Origin of the sequence: Spirosoma fluviale, from assembly GCF_900230225.1 — a bacterium.
Classification (GTDB): domain Bacteria; phylum Bacteroidota; class Bacteroidia; order Cytophagales; family Spirosomataceae; genus Spirosoma; species Spirosoma fluviale.
In genome coordinates this window covers 431,616-451,371 of record NZ_OCNH01000001.1, presented here as the reverse complement: position 1 = coordinate 451,371, position 19,756 = coordinate 431,616, and the positions used below count along the sequence as shown (strand labels likewise).

Sequence of the window (19,756 nt, the reverse complement as noted above, 5' to 3'; positions counted from 1 at the left end):
CATGGGGCATCGCCCTATGAATTCGTGTGGTATCATATCCTATGAATTCATATCACCCACCACAATCCACCATCAATCCCACACATAGCGTTCGTCATAATCCATGCCATATTTTTTATAAATACCCCGGCACTCGTCCTGGAATGAGGTTTGCCGATGGTGCTCGTACTGATTTTCAATGTAGCGCACCACAACATCCACCTGCGATGGATTCACCGAAAATGCGCCATAGCCATCCTGCCAATAGAAATTTTGGTACCCCTGACCTTTGGTCTTTATCCACTTCGACGAGTTCTTTTTCACCTCTTCCATCAATTTCATGAGGGCGATCTTTTTCGAGAGCGTACACAGAATATGAATATGGTCGTAATAGCCACCAACCCGCACCGGGTAACATTCGAGGGCCTTACAAACACCGCCCAAATAAGCGTATAATTCGTCTTTTATATCGTCGCCGATGATGGGTTCCCGGTATTTGGTGCTGAATACGAGATGGACGTAGACTTTTGTTAATGATTGGGGCATATTAATTCATGGATTCATAGGGCGATGCCCCGTGTTAATGATGAATTCGTTAATGGCGATTACCGAATTCATAGGGCAATGGTACGAATTCATAGGGCGATGCCCCATGCTAATGATCATGCCCCGTCGGGGCGAAGTGCCGAGGTCAAATATAGCCCTGAAGGGGCGTTATCATCAGCATGGGGCATCGCCCTATGAATTCGTACCATTGCCACCGCCCTATGCTATCGTTGTTCATGGCACCTAGCCCTGAAAGGGCGGTATCATTTGCATGGGGCATCGCCCTATGATATGGTGCCCTATGATATGGATGCATCACGAGGTATCAATCGCACAGGGCGACTCCCTGTGTTTTCGCTAGTGTTGTCGATAACTCGCCCTGAAACGCTTTTTGCAAAATGGCCTTTTTTAATTCATCGAGGTCGGTCAATTTCTGCTGATAGATGGCTTCGAGCTTTTTGGTCTCGGTAGAAAGCGAATCGAGTTTGGCGACGATGGTTTGTTGCTCTTCAAGTGGGACTTTAGGGACAGCAAAATTTCGTAAAACGCTCAATGAAACAGTTCTTTGCGCAGTACCAGTAGCACCGTCATTCCCTTGTTTGAACACTTGTGGAGACAGGATTAGATAATATAACCATTTAGAGTCTGTCTGGCTTTTTGGCCGTATTAGACCAATGTGTCGTTGAAAACAAAACTCAACATCAGATTCAACAATAACTGGAATTCCGAAAGAGCCCGTTACGGTATATAGAACATCCCCTTTCTTGGGCTTTCTATTCGGTTTCAGATTCTTATAGTATTCGGGTGAAACCATAAACGTATCTGAAAAATCAATTTTATTAGACTCCTTATTGATGTTTGATATAGTTATGAATGGGACTCCGGTTTCTGATTTCGGCGGTGGCATATGATCACCATCTGTAATATCAGTGGCTAAGTCTGACAATTTAACTCTCTCCCACCCCTCACCCGGATTGGCAAAAACCGACTGCAAATACGATTCAAACAACTCGCGGGCGTTTTGCAGGTTCTTCTGCGCGTTTTCTTTAGCCTTGTCAATGGCCGCAAAAGCCTCATCCAAAATGGCTACGATGCGCTGTTGTTCAGAGAGCGGGGGAAGGGGAACTTCAACTTCATCCAACATATATTTTGTAACCTGATTAATCATTGGATTTTCACCTCCATTGATTTGGTTACGAAATTCATCTGAGATAAAAAACCAAGAAAGAAAAGGGTTATGAGGGCTTCTGATTACAGTCATAAAAGTACCAAAAGTCATTTCTTCTTGAAGGTTTGGAATCGTTGCAGTTTTCCCAACTAGTCTTTTACTACCATTTCGACTACACATCAAAATGTCACCTTCCCTAACTTTCAGCTTGTCTTTAATTGGCTTATTAACTCGAACAAGGTCGGACAGATCTAATTCCCCTTCCTGAATATTTGATGACCTCAAAACTATAATACCTTCATCGCTAACGTCTTTTGGCGAATAAGTAAGCCCGATTGAATATTCGGCAATGTCCTTTAATTTTTTTTGCTCCCAATCCGTCTTCATACCAGTTCCCAGATGCCGTTTAAAATGTCTGCGCTTTCTTCGTCCAGGGCCCGCATTTCGGCCAGTATTTCCTGGGGTTCGCGCAGGGCTACCTCTTCTTTTTTGTGGGGATTCTTGGCCGAGAGGTCGCAGGTGGCGGGGTTGATGTCGGCAAGGTTCACCGTCCAGGAGTTTTCGGAGTCGGCTTTGGTTTTCTGGAGGGCGACAAAGTCGGTCAGGTCGCGTTCGTTGAGGGCGTTGGTTTTGCCGAGATTCCGGTCGAGGTTGAGCTGGTAAAACCAGACTTTCTGCGTGGGTGCCCCTTTTTCAAAAAACAGTACTACCGTTTTCACCCCTGCACCGGTAAACGTGCCGCCCGGCAAATCGAGTACCGTGTGCAGGTTGCAGCTTTCGAGCAGGAGCTTGCGCAGGCTTACCGAGGCATTGTCGGTATTGGACAGAAAGGTGTTTTTGATGACCACCCCCGCCCGGCCACCGGCTTTCATGATCTTGATAAAATGCTGCATGAACAGCGAGGCCGTTTCGCCCGTTTTGATCGGGAAATTCTGCTGCACCTCCGCCCGTTCTTTACCGCCAAAGGGCGGGTTGGCCAGCACAATGTCGTACCGGTCTTTCTCCTGGATGTCGGACAGGTTTTCGGCCAGCGTGTTCGTATGGATAATGTTGGGAGCCTCCACGCCATGCAGAATCATGTTCATGGTGCCAATAATGTAGGCCAGTGATTTCTTCTCCTTGCCGTAGAACGTGCTTTTCTGGAGCGTATCGAGGTCTTTGGTCGACAAGCTGGAGGCAGCCCCATTCTTACCGGCTTTCAGGTATTCGAACGCTTCTACCAGAAAGCCCGCCGAGCCGGAGGCCCCGTCGTAGATCTTCTGGCCAATTTCGGGCGCAACCACCTTCACAATGGTTTTAATGAGCGGTCGGGGTGTATAGTACTCGCCCCCGTTTCGGCCCGCATTGCCCATGTTCTTGATCTTATCCTCGTAGAGGTGGCTCATTTCATGCTTTTCGGCATGGGTCCGGAACCGGAGCAGGTCAATGCGGTTAATGACTTCGCGGAGGTTGTAGCCACTTTGCAGGCGGTTTTTCAGTTCGCTGAAAATCTCGCCAATCTTGTATTCGATGGTGTCGGCATGTTCGGCATCGACCTTAAACTTTTTGAGGTACGGAAAGAGCTCATCATCCACAAAGTCTTTCAGATCGTCGCCGGTAAGGGCTTTCTGGTGGTCGATCAGCCCCAGGGGAGTTTTGGGAGCCGCCCACACCGACCATTTATATTCGGGCGCAATGATGGGTTTGTAGTCGAGCCCCCTCAGTTCGGCCGCCGTTTCTTTATCTTTTTCTAAGTCATCGAGGTATTTCAGGAACAGCACCCAGGAGGTTTGCTCCACATAATCCAACTCACTGCCGCAACCGGCATCCTTGTGCAGGATGTCGTCAATATTCTTAAAAGTCTGTTCAAACATGGTGTTCGGTTTAACGCGTTACTCGTGGGGTTTTGGTGTGTATGAGAAAGGAGAAGCCTGTTTAGTCCGGCTTCTCCTCCCCTGATTTTTCATCAGTAGCCCATCTACAAACATACGCAATCCAATAGGTTTTGAGAATGGACGAAGACAACTATTACCAGAAAATCATTGAGGGTGGGCTTATTTTATTTCCACATCCGGATCAAGAGGAAGCTTTAGGCAACATACCTTTTTTAAAAGAAAGCCCTGATAGGTGAATACTATCGGCCATTTACAAGTGTAGATCAAGCGTTAATCAAAAGGACTCTAAACTGGCATAAGCCTTTTTCTATAAGGGATGAATTTTGTTACGATCTAGTTCACGTAGCCATATTGTTTTTCCTATTCTATGAAAGGGTATTTTTCCCATTGTAAAGAGGAAGACCGTTAAGGTACTTTGTTACAAAGTCAGGTTTAGAGTAACAGAAAACTTTCAATATAGAATTTATCTGTAATACACAGCGCCCACGCTCTACTTAGACTATTTCTACTTACGAATGTATCTACAAGTTACTCCTACCGATCCAGTTAATAATGTCTGGGTTATTATTGTCGTAACGCTGTTTGTGCTCAGCATGATTAGCGAAAGGTTTACTAATATATTAAAGTTATACCTTCAGATATGGTTTCCCGATCAGCGACGTGATCCTATTGCCTACTCAAATGTGTCACAATGGCGTAGATATATAGGCGATGTTCTTAAACTGAAAAATTTAAGTATTCCTGAAATTGATATAGAAGATGATCGGCAAAGACGCATTAATGAAAAGAACAGAGAAAGTGGGTTAATCACGTTAACAGTTATTTGCAGTATCATAATAGCTATTGCTTCAGGGGCTGATCTATTTTTAATCATACGAAGTGCTCCTAAAACTGGACTCATCTCCTATGATGACATCTGGAAGCGGGTTCAAGATCTTCCAATTGAAGAGCAACTAGTACGTGGCTCGCTTTTTCTCTTTCGTCATAGTATTGGTTTTATATGCACTGGATTATTTATTAGTCTTGGTTCAAAATTCTGGCATGACATCCTGGATTTGCTTTTGTATAGTTCTAATGTTAAACGAAAACTTGCCGACCCACAAACCTTCCAGGGCGAAACCGCCGACGCCATAGCTCAACGTTTGCAATTTACCGAACGACAGTTAGCCGGTATGGCTCTTGATCAGAATACGGCACTTCTTGGTAAAGCTAACGTTCTTTATACAATGCCTGGGCGAATTGTTAATCCTGACAAGTCCATACAACCCTGCCTATGGGTACACTTAAAAGACAATAATTCCGCAGGATTTCCAGCAACGATTCCGGTGGAGTTACCTGGCAGTGGGCAAAAATTAACCGTTCAACTGCGATTTATCCTCAATGCTCAAATTCCTCAATTACATATTGGCAGTGGCGATGCCGTAACAGGTGAAGAACATAAGCTCGGCACTGTTTGCTGCATATTGCGTAAAAAGAGAACTACTGAGCGATACTTGCTGACATGTCAACACGTGCAAACAGGCGGTGCTTACCGGAATGATGGAGGTGCCTTCAATGGCGGACCTGTTCATGTCCGGGCTGGATTGTCTGACCAGAATAATAAGTGGCAGTTTGTCGGTAGGTGGAGCTTTGGGTTGCTAACGGAAAATCTGGATGTTGCCTTAGTAAAATTACAAGTTGCCTTACCTACCCAGTCGACTCCTTTCTCAAGCCTACCTCGGGCGGTGACGGCTGCCGATGAGTTCCGCACTCCGGTAACAATGATAGGACAAGTCTCGGGCTTACAAAGCGGATTTATCGTCAATGACCAAAGTGACTCAGTACCTTTTCAATTTAAAGATGGAGTCCAGCCACTAAGAAAGCTCCTTGTTGCCGCGCGTTTTACGGACGGGATGAAACTTGAAAAATTTTCAGACCACGGCGATTCAGGTGCGATTCTATATGATGCAACCACGCGAGTCCCCTTAGGAATGGTTATGGGAGGTAGTCCCGAGTACACGTTTGCGATTCCTTTCGATACCCTTCTTCGCGGAGTTTTGTCCGACTACGAAATTGATCAACCTAATTTACCTATTGCATGAAACACTTATTACTGGTTATCGGATTGGGGTTTCTTTGGGAGCCAATGGCTATCGCTCAAGGGACGATGCCCCATTGGGTTGTTGACTGGTCGGCTCGCACCATCGATATAGATTCACCACCGACTGGGCCAACAATCCGCATTCTTTTTAAGAATCTTTCAGAAGGCGCTAAGTTCAGGGGCGAGTTGAGTGGCAAGGACGGCAATAAAGCCTCATTTGTAGAAACAGATTTGAACGCCAGTGGGCTAATCGAAAGTGCCAATGAAAAATTGAATGGACAAAACCTTCCGCAGCTTCCTTGGAAACTAACCATTACCCCCGACAATGCTGAAGTTTTTTCTTCATCGTCATTTCCACCTCAAGGGCCAGCAGGCGATCCTAATGCCGGAAAAGCAGCTACTACAGAATCAGACTTTCCTTCTTTACTGCAATATGCCAGCAAATTAAATCAACTACGAGGTAAGCCAAACGAAATAGAGGAGCAGGCTGGTTTAATTAAAAAAATAATAGAAACCTATAAAAGTCTTAGTATAGAAAACTTATCTGCAAACCCCTATTTATCAGATTTAAAATGGAAAGAAATTACAGAAAAGATCAATAAAAGTACAGCAAAGGCTAGCGTTGGCGAATTAAACGGGCTGGGATTTTTTGGCAGTTTAACTGATCCAACAGTTGCACTTGATGCGCTTGCAACTTTTATGGCTCGTCGATTCAAAGAGGAACTCAACGTAGCCTACGTATCGAAAATGAAGGACTTCCTGAGCAATACCACTCACTATGATCCATTCCATTTATTGCTTCCCGAAACCCGGCAGCTGATTGTTCATCTTAACCCTGAACAGTATGCTCTTTTTCTCGATTTACTCCGTGAACAATTTCGTCGTGACTTAAGCAATGCTTCAGAAAACACGGTATTGTTTTTAAAAACAGATTATGTACGTGCAGATGTGAGAGCACCTTTATTAGCCGGAGCTGAAATATGGGATCAATTGCACCACAATCGAAAAGCATACGAAGTTATTGAAGCCCTGCCAGATCTTGCTGCCATAAAGGTTTTTCCAGATACGAGTGTCCAACGACAATCTCGGTCATATCTGACAATGGCGGCACTCTTTTCACGCAGCATCCGCGATAGCAACGGTGGTTATCCTAAACCAGAGAAGCCAGATTTAAGGACCGTCAAACTATTTTTAGGTTTATTCACTGAGGTTCACAAAAAAACACTCCAGGCCAATACGATAAAACTAGCAGGTAAAAATCCTGATCTATATGTGGCTTTGATTAGCCAATCAGGAAATTTACTCCAACTAAGCGATCCTATTAGTAGCTTCCTTAACAAAGCCTCTCAATGGCAGGAGGCTGTCAAAAAATTACCACTAAGTGGCAACGCGTCAACACCTGATGAGTATAGCCAGTACGAGAAGGCTGTAAAGAGTTCATTTAGTCTGGCCATTTCCAGCCTTGATCTAGTCGAAACCGTTTTACCAAACACAGCCCCCGACCTGGCACCCTGGCGCACGCAATGGATTCCATTAGCTGAAAACCTCTTACCTATTGGTCGTTTTATTGTTGAAAAACGATACGAAATGGCTGCTTTTACAGCCGTTGATCTAGTTGCTAAGTACATCGATGCTAAACGTAAGCCTGGAGAAGATCAGAAAGACCGCGTCGTTGAATACATTACTCTATTCGCCCGTCTCTTGACGGCCGAAAATCGGGATCAACTTGTTGCAATACTGGAAACAACTGCTCAACCGCTCACCAGCTATCGAACCAAGCGTACACATAGTTTTAATGCAGCTATCAATGGGTATGGAGGAGGGTTTATTGCGGCCGAAACGCTGCGTAGTACAGATAGTAATTTAGATAAGCAAACAAAGATGGCTTATGGTTTTACGGCTCCGGTTGGCATCTCTGTTTCAACTCACGTAAGACAGAGCTCGTTCAGCGTATTTATGCCAGTTCTTGATATTGGGGGCATTTTTGCATTTAGATTACAAGATGAGGGCGCAAAATTGCCAGAAGTGACGTGGGCTAATTTTGTAGCACCCGGTGCCTATTTTATTTGGGGCTTGCCTAAATCACCTTTAGCCTTAAGCATTGGAGCGCAGTATGGTCCGGAAATTCGCAAGATTACACTGAAAGATAATGCTGGCCAAGTCGAAGAGAAAACAGCCCGAGCCTGGCGTTTCGGAATTTCACTAACAGTTGATATCCCATTATATAATTTGGCGACCAAGCGTTAAAACCGGTTTCGATTCATCAACCCTTGGGAGTGTGCTTAAAAGCAGGTCCATTAGAGCAATTTTATTCTAATGGACCTGCTTTTATTGGCTTATCAGACACTTTACGTCAGTTTAGCTCCAAACCATCTTACTAACCAGCCTTTTACAACCTATTTTAGTACAGGCAAGCCTAAACCAAACGAGGCATGAAACAGCTATCTCTGCTTATCGTCTTATTATCCCCCGTGCTAGTGAGCCACTACAAGGCACCGGTGAGTCAGGGGCAGTTCGTGCCGCCCGCTGCGTCGGCTCAACTGCTCAAGCGGGTGGCCTGGAATACCGCCAGCGCGGCAGGGCAAAAGTTTCGGGATCGGTTTCGGGAGTGCGACACGAAGGATTTCTGCGATGGCGTGAAACTGAAATTTGGCTGTAAAAGCGATCAGAACCGAAATACCGCCCTGCTGAAATTTCCAAATGGTGTCGTTTTCTTCGATGCCAAAATGGGCCTCGATGCCGATGGCTCTCCCCTCTCCAAAAAAACACCGGGACTCACGGACCAGCCCGAAACGTCTTTCCGCTTCAACGTTAGCGGCCACCCCAGTGTCGACTCCGATAAAGTACCGTTCATCGTTATTCCGCTGGGCGGATTCGATACGGCATTTGGCGTTAAAACGGGCGATCTTGCCGCCGTGGTTTTTAACGATAAGCTGGTCTTTGCCCTTATTGCCGACAAAGGTCCGAAGTGCAAACTGGGCGAAGGGTCTATTGAACTGCATGAAAAAATTGGCCACCCGGTTTGCCTTTCCCGCAATGCCCAGGGCGAGTGTACCAAACTCCGCAACGTTGGCATCGGGGGCAATGTCCTGTATTTTCTCTTTCCCGGCTCAGCTATTCCCGATCTGACACCCGCTAATGCCAACCAAAAGATAGCTGAAAAGGGAAAGCAGCTCTTCGATAAATTCCTTGCTACGGGCAACTCCTGAAAGCCTGTATAGTTCTCCATCGCCTACACGCCGAATAGTATCATCCTCCCGGATATAATTAAGTTACAGGAAGGCTTTTCCAACCCCATGAGCGACTGTCCTGATACAAAATTGGCACGATTATCAATCTGTGTCAATTCTCAATCTACGCGAAACATTTATACATTCTTTCGGATAAAGTAACCCCAAAAAGGCCGAATTATCACCTATTCGAGAAGAGGCCAAGGTTTATAGCACATATTTTGCCTGTGAAAACAAGATGAAATTGCTTTCATAGGTGAACCATGCATACTTGTTTTATTTATCTCACCCTGATTATTTTTTGGTTGACGCAACTGGCTTCGCCTGGTGGTCGATCAACTATAGTCAGGCTTCGTCATTTAGTACCCGGCCGCTATCCGAAGGGGGGCTGGCAGAGCTATTCCTTACTCGTTTTACCGGCGACAATTAGCCATCTATACCGGCAACGCTGGTCATATTTTAGACTTCTCAGCTCTGACTTCAGCACGTAACCGCGAGCGAGACCCGGCCAGTAATCAGTAGCCGAAGGGTACAGGTACTCCATCCCTGCCAATTTCTAACTCCCCCAAAGCAGTCTTTTTCCATTCACAATACGAAAAAAAATATGTCATACCTCTCCACTTCCTCAACGAACACCAGGGTGTTTCCACGTAAGGGCTCGCTTGCCCGGTGGTTGATGCTCAATCCCGGTTGGCTGCTTACCAGACCCAGCACGCGCCCAGGTGGGAGAACGGGGGCATTCCTTGTGCTGCTGTTGAGTATGCTGGCTACGATGGTACAAGCTTTGGCCACCACAACCACTTCTACCACCGCAGGAACCACCCTGGGTACATATTATTTAAATAGTGCCAATACGGTCGCCACCTCGCAACCTGACCTGACCGACAACCCCTGCCCTACCCTCAACAACCCGAGTGGTTCTCAAACGCTTTGTGCAGGTACGACAGGAGCAAACATTACAGTCAATACGGATAATAGTGCTACCAACGGCATCCGTTTTGTAAAATTCACTGCCGATCAGATGGCAGGCAGTAACCCAACGGCAACCGAAGCATCCGCTATTTATGCGGGCAATGGCATTGCCACCGTCACCCCAATGGGCAGCAGCCCCTACACGGCTACGTACACCTTCAACGCGGCTGATTTCCCGAATACGACATCAGCCCCAATTACCTACTATGTATATGCCATCCTGAACCCCGATTTAGGTGCAACCTGTCGCCCTGTACAGGAAATTGCTATAACGGTTAATTCGAAGCCTTCGTTTACCCTTACCCAAACCGCACCAACTTGCCTGGGTGGTACTACTCAAAATAACGGGAAGATTACACTGACAGCGGCAAGCAATACGAATAAATACGGTGTTTCTGAGGGATCAATTTATACAGGTGCGGCTTACGCATCGGCAACGACCATTGGTAGTCTTCCGCAAGATGTACAAACGGCCATACCTAACTCAGGTGGTACCTATACCATCCGGCTGTTTAATGGATCTGACAATTGTTTTAAAGACTCGGTCGTGACGGTATCCAGCGTCATTTGCTGCAAGACTACCAGCTATAGTCTGTGCCCTGGTGATACCTACACACTTTTAGCTCAATCTGGACTAACAAGTGTACAATGGCAGGTAGACAACGGAACGGGCTTTACCAATATCAATGGTGCAACCAACAGCACGTATATTGTTAGTGGAGCAGGTGCGTATCGTTACACGGCGACAGATGCAACAGATTGTCCTCTTGTATTATGTTGCCCAACTACCTTTGTAATGAACACTGCGCCTGTTGCAACCCTGACACCCGCCACCATTTGTCTCGGCCAAGCGGCTACCCTGACGGCCACGGGTGGCACCAGCTACACCTTCACCAACGGTATGGTCAACACCACAGGCACTCTGCTGGTGAGTCCCACCACGACCACCACCTACGCCGTGACCGTAGCCAGTGGGGCGGGTTGCTCAGCCACGGCGACGGGCACCGTCACGGTCAACCCCCTGCCCGTGGCCACCCTGACATCAGCCACCATCTGCCCCAGCCAAGGGGCTACCCTGACAGCCACGGGTGGCAGCAGCTACACCTTCTCTAACGGCACGGTCAACTCCACAGGCATTCTGCTGGTGAGCCCTGCCACAACCACCACCTACTCGGTGACCGTAGCCAACGCCAGCGGTTGTGTCAGTACCACCTCAGCAACGGTAACCCTTGTCAATAACCTGACGGCCACCCTGACATCAGCTACCATTTGCGCCGGTCAAGGGGCTACCCTAACAGCCACGGGTGGCACCAGCTACACCTTCTCCAACGGTATGGTCAACACCACAGGCACACTCGTGGTGAGTCCCACCACGACCACCACCTACGCCGTGACGGTGGCCAGTGGGGCGGGTTGTTCAGCCACGGCAACGGGCACCGTCACGGTCAATCCCTTACCGGTGGCCACTCTGACACCCGCCACCATCTGCCCCGGCCAAGGGGCTACCCTGACGGCCACGGGTGGCACCAGCTACACCTTCACCGGTGGGCTAACCAACACCACAGGCACTCTCGTGGTGAGTCCCACCACGACTACCACCTACGCCGTGACGGTGGCCAGTGGGGCGGGTTGCTCAGCCACGGCAACGGGCACCGTCACGGTCAATCCCTTACCTGTGGCCACTCTGACACCCGCCACCATTTGTCCCGGTCAAGGGGCTACCCTGACGGCCACGGGGGGCACCAGCTACACCTTCTCCAACGGCACGGTCAACACCACAGGCACACTCGTGGTGAGTCCCACCACGACCACCACCTACTCGGTGACGGTGGCCAGCGGGGCGGGTTGTTCAGCCACGGCAACGGGCACCGTCACGGTCAATCCCTTACCGGTGGCCACTCTGACACCCGCCACCATTTGCGCCGGTCAAGGGGCTACCCTGACAGCTACAGGTGGCAGCAGCTACACCTTCTCCAACGGCACGGTCAACACCTCGGGCATTCTGCTGGTGAGCCCTGCCACAACGACGACCTACTCGGTGACGGTGGCCAACGCCAGCGGCTGTGTCAGTACCACCTCAGCGACGGTAACCCTTGTCAATAACCTGACGGCCACCCTGACATCAGCTACCATTTGCCCCGGTCAAGCGGCTACCCTGACAGCCACGGGTGGCAGCAGCTACACCTTCACCGGTGGGCTAACCAACACCACAGGCACTCTCGTGGTGAGTCCCACCACGACCACCACCTACTCGGTGACGGTGGCCAGCGGGGCGGGTTGTTCAGCCACGGCAACGGGCACCGTCACGGTCAACCCCCTGCCCGTGGCCACCCTGACATCGGCTACTATCTGCCCCGGCCAAGGGGCTACCCTGACGGCCACGGGGGGCACCAGCTACACCTTCACCGGTGGGCTAACCAACACCACAGGCACTCTGCTGGTGAGCCCTGCCACGACCACCACCTACGCCGTGACGGTGGCCAGTGGGGCCGGTTGCTCAGCCACGGCGACGGGCACGGTGACGGTTAACCCCCTACCGCTGGCCACTCTGACGCCCGCCACCATCTGCCCCCGTCAAGGGGCTACCCTAACGGCTACAGGTGGCAGCAGCTACACCTTCTCCAACGGTACGGTCAACTCCTCGGGCATTCTGCTGGTGAGCCCTGCCACAACGACGACCTACGCCGTGACGGTGGCCAACGCCAGCGGTTGTGTCAGTACTACCTCAGCGACGGTAACCCTTGTCAATAACCTGACGGCCACCCTGACACCCGCCACCATTTGCCCCGGTCAAGGGGCTACCCTAACGGCCACGGGTGGCAGCAGCTACACCTTCTCTAACGGCACGGTCAACTCCACAGGCATTCTGCTGGTGAGCCCTGCCACGACCACCACCTACTCGGTGACGGTGACCAGTGGGGCGGGTTGTTCAGCCACGGCAACGGGCACCGTCACGGTCAATCCCTTACCGGTGGCCACCCTGACGCCCGCCACCATCTGCCCCGGCCAAGGGGCTACCCTAACGGCCACGGGGGGCACCTCATATACCTTCTCCAACGGCACGGTCAACACCTCGGGCATTCTGCTGGTGAGCCCTGCCACAACCACCACCTACTCGGTGACCGTGGCTAACACCAGCGGTTGTGTCAGTACCACCTCAGCGACGGTAACCCTTGTCAATAACCTGACGGCCACTCTAACATCAGCTACCATTTGCGCCGGTCAAGGGGCTACCCTGACAGCCACGGGTGGCACCAGCTACACCTTCACCGGTGGGCTAACCAACACCACAGGCACTCTCGTGGTGAGTCCCATCACGACCACCACCTACTCGGTGACGGTGGCCAGTGGGGCGGGTTGTTCAGCCACGGCGACGGGCACCGTCACGGTCAACCCCCTGCCCGTGGCCACCCTGACGCCCGCCACCATTTGTCCCGGTCAAGGGGCTACCCTGACGGCCACGGGGGGCACCAGCTACACCTTCACCGGTGGGCTAACCAACACCACAGGCACTCTGCTGGTGAGTCCCACCACGACTACCACCTATGCCGTGACGGTGGCCAGTGGGGCGGGTTGCTCAGCCACGGCGACGGGCACCGTCACGGTCAATCCCTTACCGGTGGCCACCCTGACGCCCGCCACCATCTGCCCCGGCCAAGGGGCTACCCTAACGGCCACGGGGGGCACCAGCTACACCTTCTCCAACGGCACGGTCAACACCTCGGGCATTCTGCTGGTGAGCCCTGCCACAACGACGACCTACTCGGTGACGGTGGCCAGTGGGGCGGGTTGCTCAGCCACGGCGACGGGCACCGTCACGGTCAATCCCTTACCGGTGGCCACTCTGACACCCGCCACCATTTGCCCCGGTCAAGGGGCTACCCTGACGGCCACGGGTGGCACCAGCTACACCTTCACCGGTGGGCTAACCAACACCACAGGCACTCTCGTGGTGAGCCCTGCCACGACCACCACCTACGCCGTGACGGTGGCCAGCGGGGCGGGTTGTTCAGCCACGGCGACGGGCACCGTCATGGTCAATCCCTTACCGGTGGCAACCCTGACGTCCGCTACCATTTGCCCCGGCCAAGGGGCTACCCTGACAGCTACGGGTGGCACCAGCTACACCTTCTCCAACGGCACGGTCAACTCCACAGGCATTCTGCTGGTGAGCCCTGCCACAACGACGACCTACTCGGTGACCGTAGCTAACGCCAGCGGCTGTGTCAGCACCACCTCCGCAACGGTAACCCTTGTCAATAACCTGACGGCCACCCTAACATCAGCTACCATTTGCCCCGGTCAAGCAGCTACCCTGACGGCCACGGGTGGCACCAGCTACACCTTCACCGGTGGGCTAACCAACACCACAGGCACTCTCGTGGTGAGTCCCACCACGACCACCACCTACTCGGTGACGGTGGCCAGCGGGGCCGGTTGTTCAGCCACGGCAACGGGCACGGTGACGGTTAACCCCCTACCGCTGGCCACCCTGACGCCCGCCACCATTTGCCCCGGTCAAGGGGCTACCCTGACGGCCACGGGGGGCACCAGCTACACCTTCTCCAACGGTACGGTCAACACCTCGGGCATTCTGCTGGTGAGCCCTGCCACAACGACGACCTACTCCGTGACGGTGGCCAACGTCAGCGGTTGTGTCAGTACTACCTCAGCGACGGTAACCCTTGTCAATAACCTGACCGCCACCCTGACATCGGCCACTATCTGCCCCGGCCAAGGGGCTACCCTGACAGCTACGGGTGGCACCAGCTACACCTTCTCCAACGGTATGGTCAACACCACAGGCACTCTCGTGGTGAGTCCCACCACGACCACCACCTACTCGGTGACGGTGGCCAGCGGGGCGGGTTGCTCAGCCACGGCGACGGGCACCGTCACGGTCAATCCCTTACCGGTGGCCACCCTGACATCGGCCACCATTTGCTCCGGTCAAGGGGCTACCCTGACAGCTACGGGTGGCAGCAGCTACACCTTCTCCAACGGCACGGTCAACACCTCGGGCATTCTGCTGGTGAGCCCTGCCACCACCACCACCTACTCGGTGACCGTGACCAACGCCAGCGGCTGTGTCAGTACCACCTCAGCGACGGTCACAGTTAACCCCCTACCATCGGTATCGGCTACATCAGCCACTGTCTGCACGGGGCAAACCAGCACCCTAACGGCCAGTGGGGCCAGCACCTATCGGTGGAGCAATGGCACTACTACGGCCAGTATCTCGGTCAATACGGCGGGAGTTTACTCGGTAACGGGCACCTCCGCCGTCGGCTGCTCAGCAACCACAACCGCGACCGTAACGCTTAACCTCCTGCCGCTGGCCAGCATCACCCCCCTCAGCGCCACCATCTGTCAGGGACAGATGGTGACCCTCACGGCCACAGGAGGAACAACCTACCTCTGGAGTACGGGAACCAATACGGACCACATGTCGGCCAGCCCCACCACCACCACCACCTATTCCGTAACCGTGGCTAACGCCAGCGGTTGTGTCAGTGCCACCTCAGCGACCGTAACGGTCACGGGTCAACCCCAGATCGACCAGATCCTGCAGGGCACCTGCGTGGGCAATACCATCCGCCTGACGGTCGAGGCCACCAACGGCGGTCAGGGTACGCTGGAATACAGCCTCAACGGCGGGGCCTTCACCACCACCAGCAGCTTCACGCTCAGCGCAGCCACCTCGACCACGGCGACGGTTGTGGTCCGTACGCAGGGCAGCAGTTGCTCGGCGGTTCAGTCCATCGGGGTGAACTGTAGCTGTCAGACACCAGCCAGTCTGACACTGCTACCGGCTAATCCACAGATTTGTGCGGGTAGTGCGGCCAGCCTGACGGTAGCCGTAAGCGGGGCTACATCGGCCAGTCTGACCAGCAGTGGCAGTGGCGTGTTTAGCCAGAGCCTCATCAATGGCGCTCAGACGGTGAGCTACCAACCATCGGTAGCCGATTCCCAGACGGGCAGCGTGACCCTGACGATCACCAGTGCCGATCCCGATGGATTGGGGAGTTGCCAGTCGGCCACCCTAAGTCGGGTGCTGGTGATCCATCCAGTGCCTACCCTGCAAATAACCCCGGCTTGGGCAACGATCTGCCAGGGCCAGACCGGTAGGTTGACGGCCAGTGGATCGGACACCTATGGATGGAGCAATGGAGCGACAACCGCTTCGATCTCAGTAAGTGTGGCGGGTCCCTACTCGGTAACGGGCACGTCATCGGCGGGTTGCTCAGCCACGGCGACGGGCACCGTCACGGTCAATCCCTTACCGGTGGCCACTCTGACGCCCGCCACCATCTGCCCCGGTCAAGGGGCTACCCTGACAGCCACGGGGGGTACCTCATATACCTTCTCCAACGGCACGGTCAACACCTCGGGCATTCTGCTGGTGAGCCCTGCCACAACGACGACCTACTCGGTGACGGTGGCCAACGCCAGCGGTTGTGTCAGTACCACCTCAGCGACGGTAACCCTTGTCAATAACCTGACGGCCACCCTGACATCAGCTACCATCTGCCCCGGTCAAGCAGCTACCCTGACAGCCACGGGTGGCAGCAGCTACACCTTCGCCAACGGCACGGTCAATACCACAGGCATTCTGCTGGTGAGTCCCACCACGACCACCACCTACTCGGTGACGGTGGCCAGTGGGACCGGTTGTTCAGCCACGGCGACGGGCACCGTCACGGTCAACCCCTTACCGGTGGCCACCCTGACGCCCGCCACCATCTGCCCCGGTCAAGGGGCTACCCTGACAGCCACGGGTGGCACCAGCTACACCTTCTCCAACGGCACGGTCAACTCCACAGGCATTCTGCTGGTGAGCCCTGCCACAACGACGACCTACTCGGTGACCGTGGCTAACGCCAGCGGCTGTGTCAGTACTACCTCAGCGACGGTAACCCTTGTCAATAACCTGACGGCCACCCTGACATCGGCTACTATCTGCCCCGGTCAAGGGGCTACCCTGACGGCCACGGGTGGTACCTCGTATACCTTCTCCAATGGTACGGTCAACACCTCGGGCACTCTCGTGGTGAGTCCCACCACCACCACCACCTATGCCGTGACGGTGGCCAGCGGGGCCGGTTGTTCAGCCACGGCAACGGGCACGGTGACGGTTAACCCCCTACCGCTGGCCACCCTGACGCCCGCCACCATCTGCCCCGGCCAAGGGGCTACCCTGACGGCCACGGGTGGCACCAGCTACACCTTCTCCAACGGCACGGTCAACTCCACAGGCATTCTGCTGGTGAGCCCTGCCACGACCACCACTTACTCGGTGACCGTAGCCAACGCCAGCGGTTGTGTCAGTACCACCTCGGCGACCGTGACGATTAATCCGTTGCCTACAATCGCCGTTACCAGCGTGAGCTGTGTGGGCTTAACCACTTATACGGTGAACTTTAGTGCCACGGCGGGTGCCACGGTAAGTGTGAATGTAGGTACGGTTGTAGGCTATTCAGTGGTTGACGTTCCCTCCGCGCAAACGCTGTTCATCACAGCCAGCCTCAACAGTTGTACGGCCAGTTCTGGACCCATTACTCAGAACTGTCAAAACAATGCAGCCGGGCTGGGTGACTACGTCTTCTTTGATGCCAACAAGGACGGTATCCAGAATATGGGAGACACCCCGATTGCAGGCGTGACCGTGACCCTATTCACCCACGGGGTAGTATCGGCCACCACCCTTACCAACGCTTCGGGGCTCTACTCCTTCACCGGCTTAACCCCTGGTACCGACAACGCCTACTCGGTGGGCTTCACCGCTCCGGCAGGTATGACCGCCACGCTGGCCAATGCCGGTAGCAATGACGCTCTCGACAGTGATGCCGACCCCATCACGGGCAGGACCCAGTCGGTGACTCTGGCAGCGGGTGAGTTCAACCTCACTCTGGATGTGGGCTTCTACACGCCTGTTAATTTGCAGGTCGTTGTAAGCACACCCGTCTGCAACTCGGCGACTAACACCTATACGGCTACAGGTATTGTTAGCCTGACGAATGCGATAGCCGGTTCGCTGACCATCACCGACAACGGGTCGACCATTGGAGTGGTGAGTGTAACGGCGGGTCAAACCACCGCCAGCTTCTCGCTCACAGGGGTGTCGGACAGCAGTTCAGCCGTGCGTATGGTGGTCGCTGGTCTGGCCTCCGCCACTGCCAGCACCACCTATGCCACACCGGCCAGCTGCACCACTTGCTCAGTTACGCTCACGACTGCTAGCTTACCCATAGGATTCGTCGGTCAGCCTTATAGCGCAACGCTGACGGCCAGTGGAGGATCGGCTCCTTACAGCTTCTATCTAGCTAGTGGAAGCCTGCCGACCGGACTGAGTCTCAACGCTACGACTGGCGTCATCTCAGGAATACCCACCGCCGTAGCCAGTGTCAGTCCGGGTCTACAAATCTCTGATAGCAAAGATTGCTCAGTTGTCGTCACCTTACCAATTCTCAAGATTGACCAGAGCCCAATTTGTTCACTGACCGCCACGCCGACCCCTACTGCTTGCCAGAGTGCTGCCAACTCGTACATTCTAACGGGTACCATCAGCCTGACTAATGTTGGTTCCGGCGGTATACTGACGCTAACAGATGGGTTCATTAGCACGACCGTGGCAGTGGCTAACTCGGTTAATTCAGTGCCCTTCTCTATGACAGGCCTCAGCTCGGACGGACTAATTCACGATCTGCTGGTGAGTTTACCCGGTTGTGGAACAGCCAGAGTGAGTTATTCGGCACCTGTTGCCTGCTCGGCCACCAGCCCAGTGCTGAATCTGGATAGATTCGTTGATAAGACAGTGGCGAAGGTAGGCGATGTACTCACCTATACCATCGTGCTCACTAACACGAGCACCGAGTCCGCTACCAATGTGACCGTGCATGATTCGAGTACTGCTGGCCTGCGCTACGTAACCGGATCGGCCAGTGCGCCAACTGGTACCACCTTTACTCAAGGCAGCCCTTCTAGTAGCTGGACAATTGGCAGTATCGGCGCGGGACAGAGTCTGTCGCTCACGTTCCAGGCCATTGCGGATAGCTCAGGCATCCTTTACAACAAAGCATCTATCCCCGGTGATACGGCTACCGTTTGCACCTCCGTACCCTATCGCTTCTGTGTCGGTGATTCATACACCCTCCGCCTAACTGCGCCAGACGGATACAGTAGTTACAAGTGGTTAAAGGATAATGTGGAGATCCCGGGCCACACCAGTAATGTACTGGATGTAACGGGACCGGGAGCCTACAGGCTGGTGGTTGACAAGGCCACCGGTCAATGTCCTGATTTTAGCTGCTGCCCCCTTATTGTGCAGGAAGATAGCCTACCTACCTACAAGGTAATGGCTGTGCCGGTCACCTGCGTGGGCAACACTTTACAAGCCACCGGTAAGCTAGTGCTGAGTGGCTTCGATTTGGCCAACACCTATCAGTACTCGCTGGGTAGCAGTTTCAACGAAGCCGCTTCGCTGTCGGGGCTAGCCAAAGCGATTCCAGTGGATGGTGTGATTGCCAGCAACCTCTTAAGTCCACAGACGGCCCAGGCCTACACGATCCGCGTTTACAATGCATCAGGCTGCCACACGGATGTGACGGTGTTGTTACTACCCACGGTATGTAGTTGTCCAGCCGATGTGTGTGTGCCGTTTGTGCTTCGGCAGAGCAAGCGTGCGGTGCGGATCGGTGACCGTAGGTAGTCGATCTTGCTCAGACCACATAAATAATCCGGCCCGTCTACGAAAAGACGGGCCGGATTATTTGCATACGGTTAGTATGTATCCCGAAAGTAGTTATTCATGCCTTTGCTACTTCGGGAGTGATAAGACTAGTACTGGTTACCTCACGAGGTTCTCAGCTATTTTTTGATGCGGGCAACTCCTGAAAGTCTGTACAGT

At 53.0% G+C, this 19,756-nt stretch carries 9 protein-coding genes; 6 read left to right on the top strand and 3 right to left on the bottom strand.

What is annotated here, in order from left to right; all coding sequences use genetic code 11:
- Nucleotides 1–72: 72 nt before the first annotated feature.
- Nucleotides 73–525 carry an IS200/IS605 family transposase gene (tnpA, locus tag CRO74_RS01870; protein WP_097124303.1) on the bottom strand — a complete coding sequence of 151 codons (453 nt, stop codon included), beginning with the start codon at nt 523–525 and terminating at the stop codon, nt 73–75.
- A 37-nt stretch (nt 526–562) separates the two neighbouring features.
- Here tnpA and CRO74_RS31220 point away from each other — a divergent pair, with 37 nt between their 5' ends.
- Complete coding sequence (locus CRO74_RS31220) at nt 563–772, top strand: hypothetical protein (protein ID WP_144035867.1); 210 nt, start codon at nt 563–565, stop codon at nt 770–772.
- Nucleotides 773–850: 78 nt separating this feature from the next.
- Here the strand turns inward: CRO74_RS31220 and CRO74_RS01865 are convergent, their stop codons facing one another.
- Complete coding sequence (locus CRO74_RS01865; RefSeq protein WP_097124302.1) at nt 851–2,080, bottom strand: restriction endonuclease subunit S; 1,230 nt, start codon at nt 2,078–2,080, stop codon at nt 851–853.
- A complete protein-coding gene (locus CRO74_RS01860; protein ID WP_097124301.1) occupies nt 2,077–3,546 on the bottom strand; it encodes a type I restriction-modification system subunit M in 1,470 nt (489 codons plus the stop codon). Before CRO74_RS01860 ends, CRO74_RS01865 begins: the two co-directional genes overlap by 4 nt.
- A 536-nt stretch (nt 3,547–4,082) precedes the next feature.
- Here CRO74_RS01860 and CRO74_RS01855 point away from each other — a divergent pair.
- The 5 genes from CRO74_RS01855 (at nt 4,083) to CRO74_RS01840 (ending at nt 19,558) form a co-directional block, all read left to right on the top strand.
- Nucleotides 4,083–5,648: a hypothetical protein gene (locus CRO74_RS01855; RefSeq protein WP_097124300.1), complete on the top strand. Its 1,566-nt coding sequence runs from the start codon at nt 4,083–4,085 to the stop codon at nt 5,646–5,648.
- Nucleotides 5,645–7,894: a hypothetical protein gene (locus tag CRO74_RS01850; RefSeq protein ID WP_097124299.1), complete on the top strand. Its 2,250-nt coding sequence runs from the start codon at nt 5,645–5,647 to the stop codon at nt 7,892–7,894. Before CRO74_RS01855 ends, CRO74_RS01850 begins: the two co-directional genes overlap by 4 nt.
- Nucleotides 7,895–8,079: 185 nt before the next feature.
- Nucleotides 8,080–8,856, top strand: coding sequence for a glycoside hydrolase family 75 protein (locus CRO74_RS01845; protein WP_097124298.1), 777 nt, complete (start codon nt 8,080–8,082; stop codon nt 8,854–8,856).
- Between the two features lie 322 nt (nt 8,857–9,178).
- Entirely contained in the window at nt 9,179–9,307 is a 129-nt protein-coding gene (locus tag CRO74_RS32175; protein ID WP_262508197.1) for a hypothetical protein, read from the top strand.
- Nucleotides 9,308–9,481: 174 nt separating this feature from the next.
- Complete coding sequence (locus tag CRO74_RS01840) at nt 9,482–19,558, top strand: SdrD B-like domain-containing protein (protein ID WP_144035866.1); 10,077 nt, start codon at nt 9,482–9,484, stop codon at nt 19,556–19,558.
- The last annotated feature ends 198 nt before the right edge of the window (nt 19,559–19,756 follow it).

Excerpts from the sequence above, each read along its gene's own strand:
- tnpA (WP_097124303.1), bottom strand. The coding sequence starts at position 525 with ATGCCCCAATCATTAACAAAAGTCTACGTCCATCTCGTATTCAGCACC.
- CRO74_RS31220 (WP_144035867.1), top strand. The coding sequence starts at position 563 with ATGATGAATTCGTTAATGGCGATTACCGAATTCATAGGGCAATGGTAC.
- CRO74_RS01865 (WP_097124302.1), bottom strand. The coding sequence starts at position 2,080 with ATGAAGACGGATTGGGAGCAAAAAAAATTAAAGGACATTGCCGAATAT.
- CRO74_RS01860 (WP_097124301.1), bottom strand. The coding sequence starts at position 3,546 with ATGTTTGAACAGACTTTTAAGAATATTGACGACATCCTGCACAAGGAT.
- CRO74_RS01855 (WP_097124300.1), top strand. The coding sequence starts at position 4,083 with ATGTATCTACAAGTTACTCCTACCGATCCAGTTAATAATGTCTGGGTT.
- CRO74_RS01850 (WP_097124299.1), top strand. The coding sequence starts at position 5,645 with ATGAAACACTTATTACTGGTTATCGGATTGGGGTTTCTTTGGGAGCCA.
- CRO74_RS01845 (WP_097124298.1), top strand. The coding sequence starts at position 8,080 with ATGAAACAGCTATCTCTGCTTATCGTCTTATTATCCCCCGTGCTAGTG.
- CRO74_RS01840 (WP_144035866.1), top strand. The coding sequence starts at position 9,482 with ATGTCATACCTCTCCACTTCCTCAACGAACACCAGGGTGTTTCCACGT.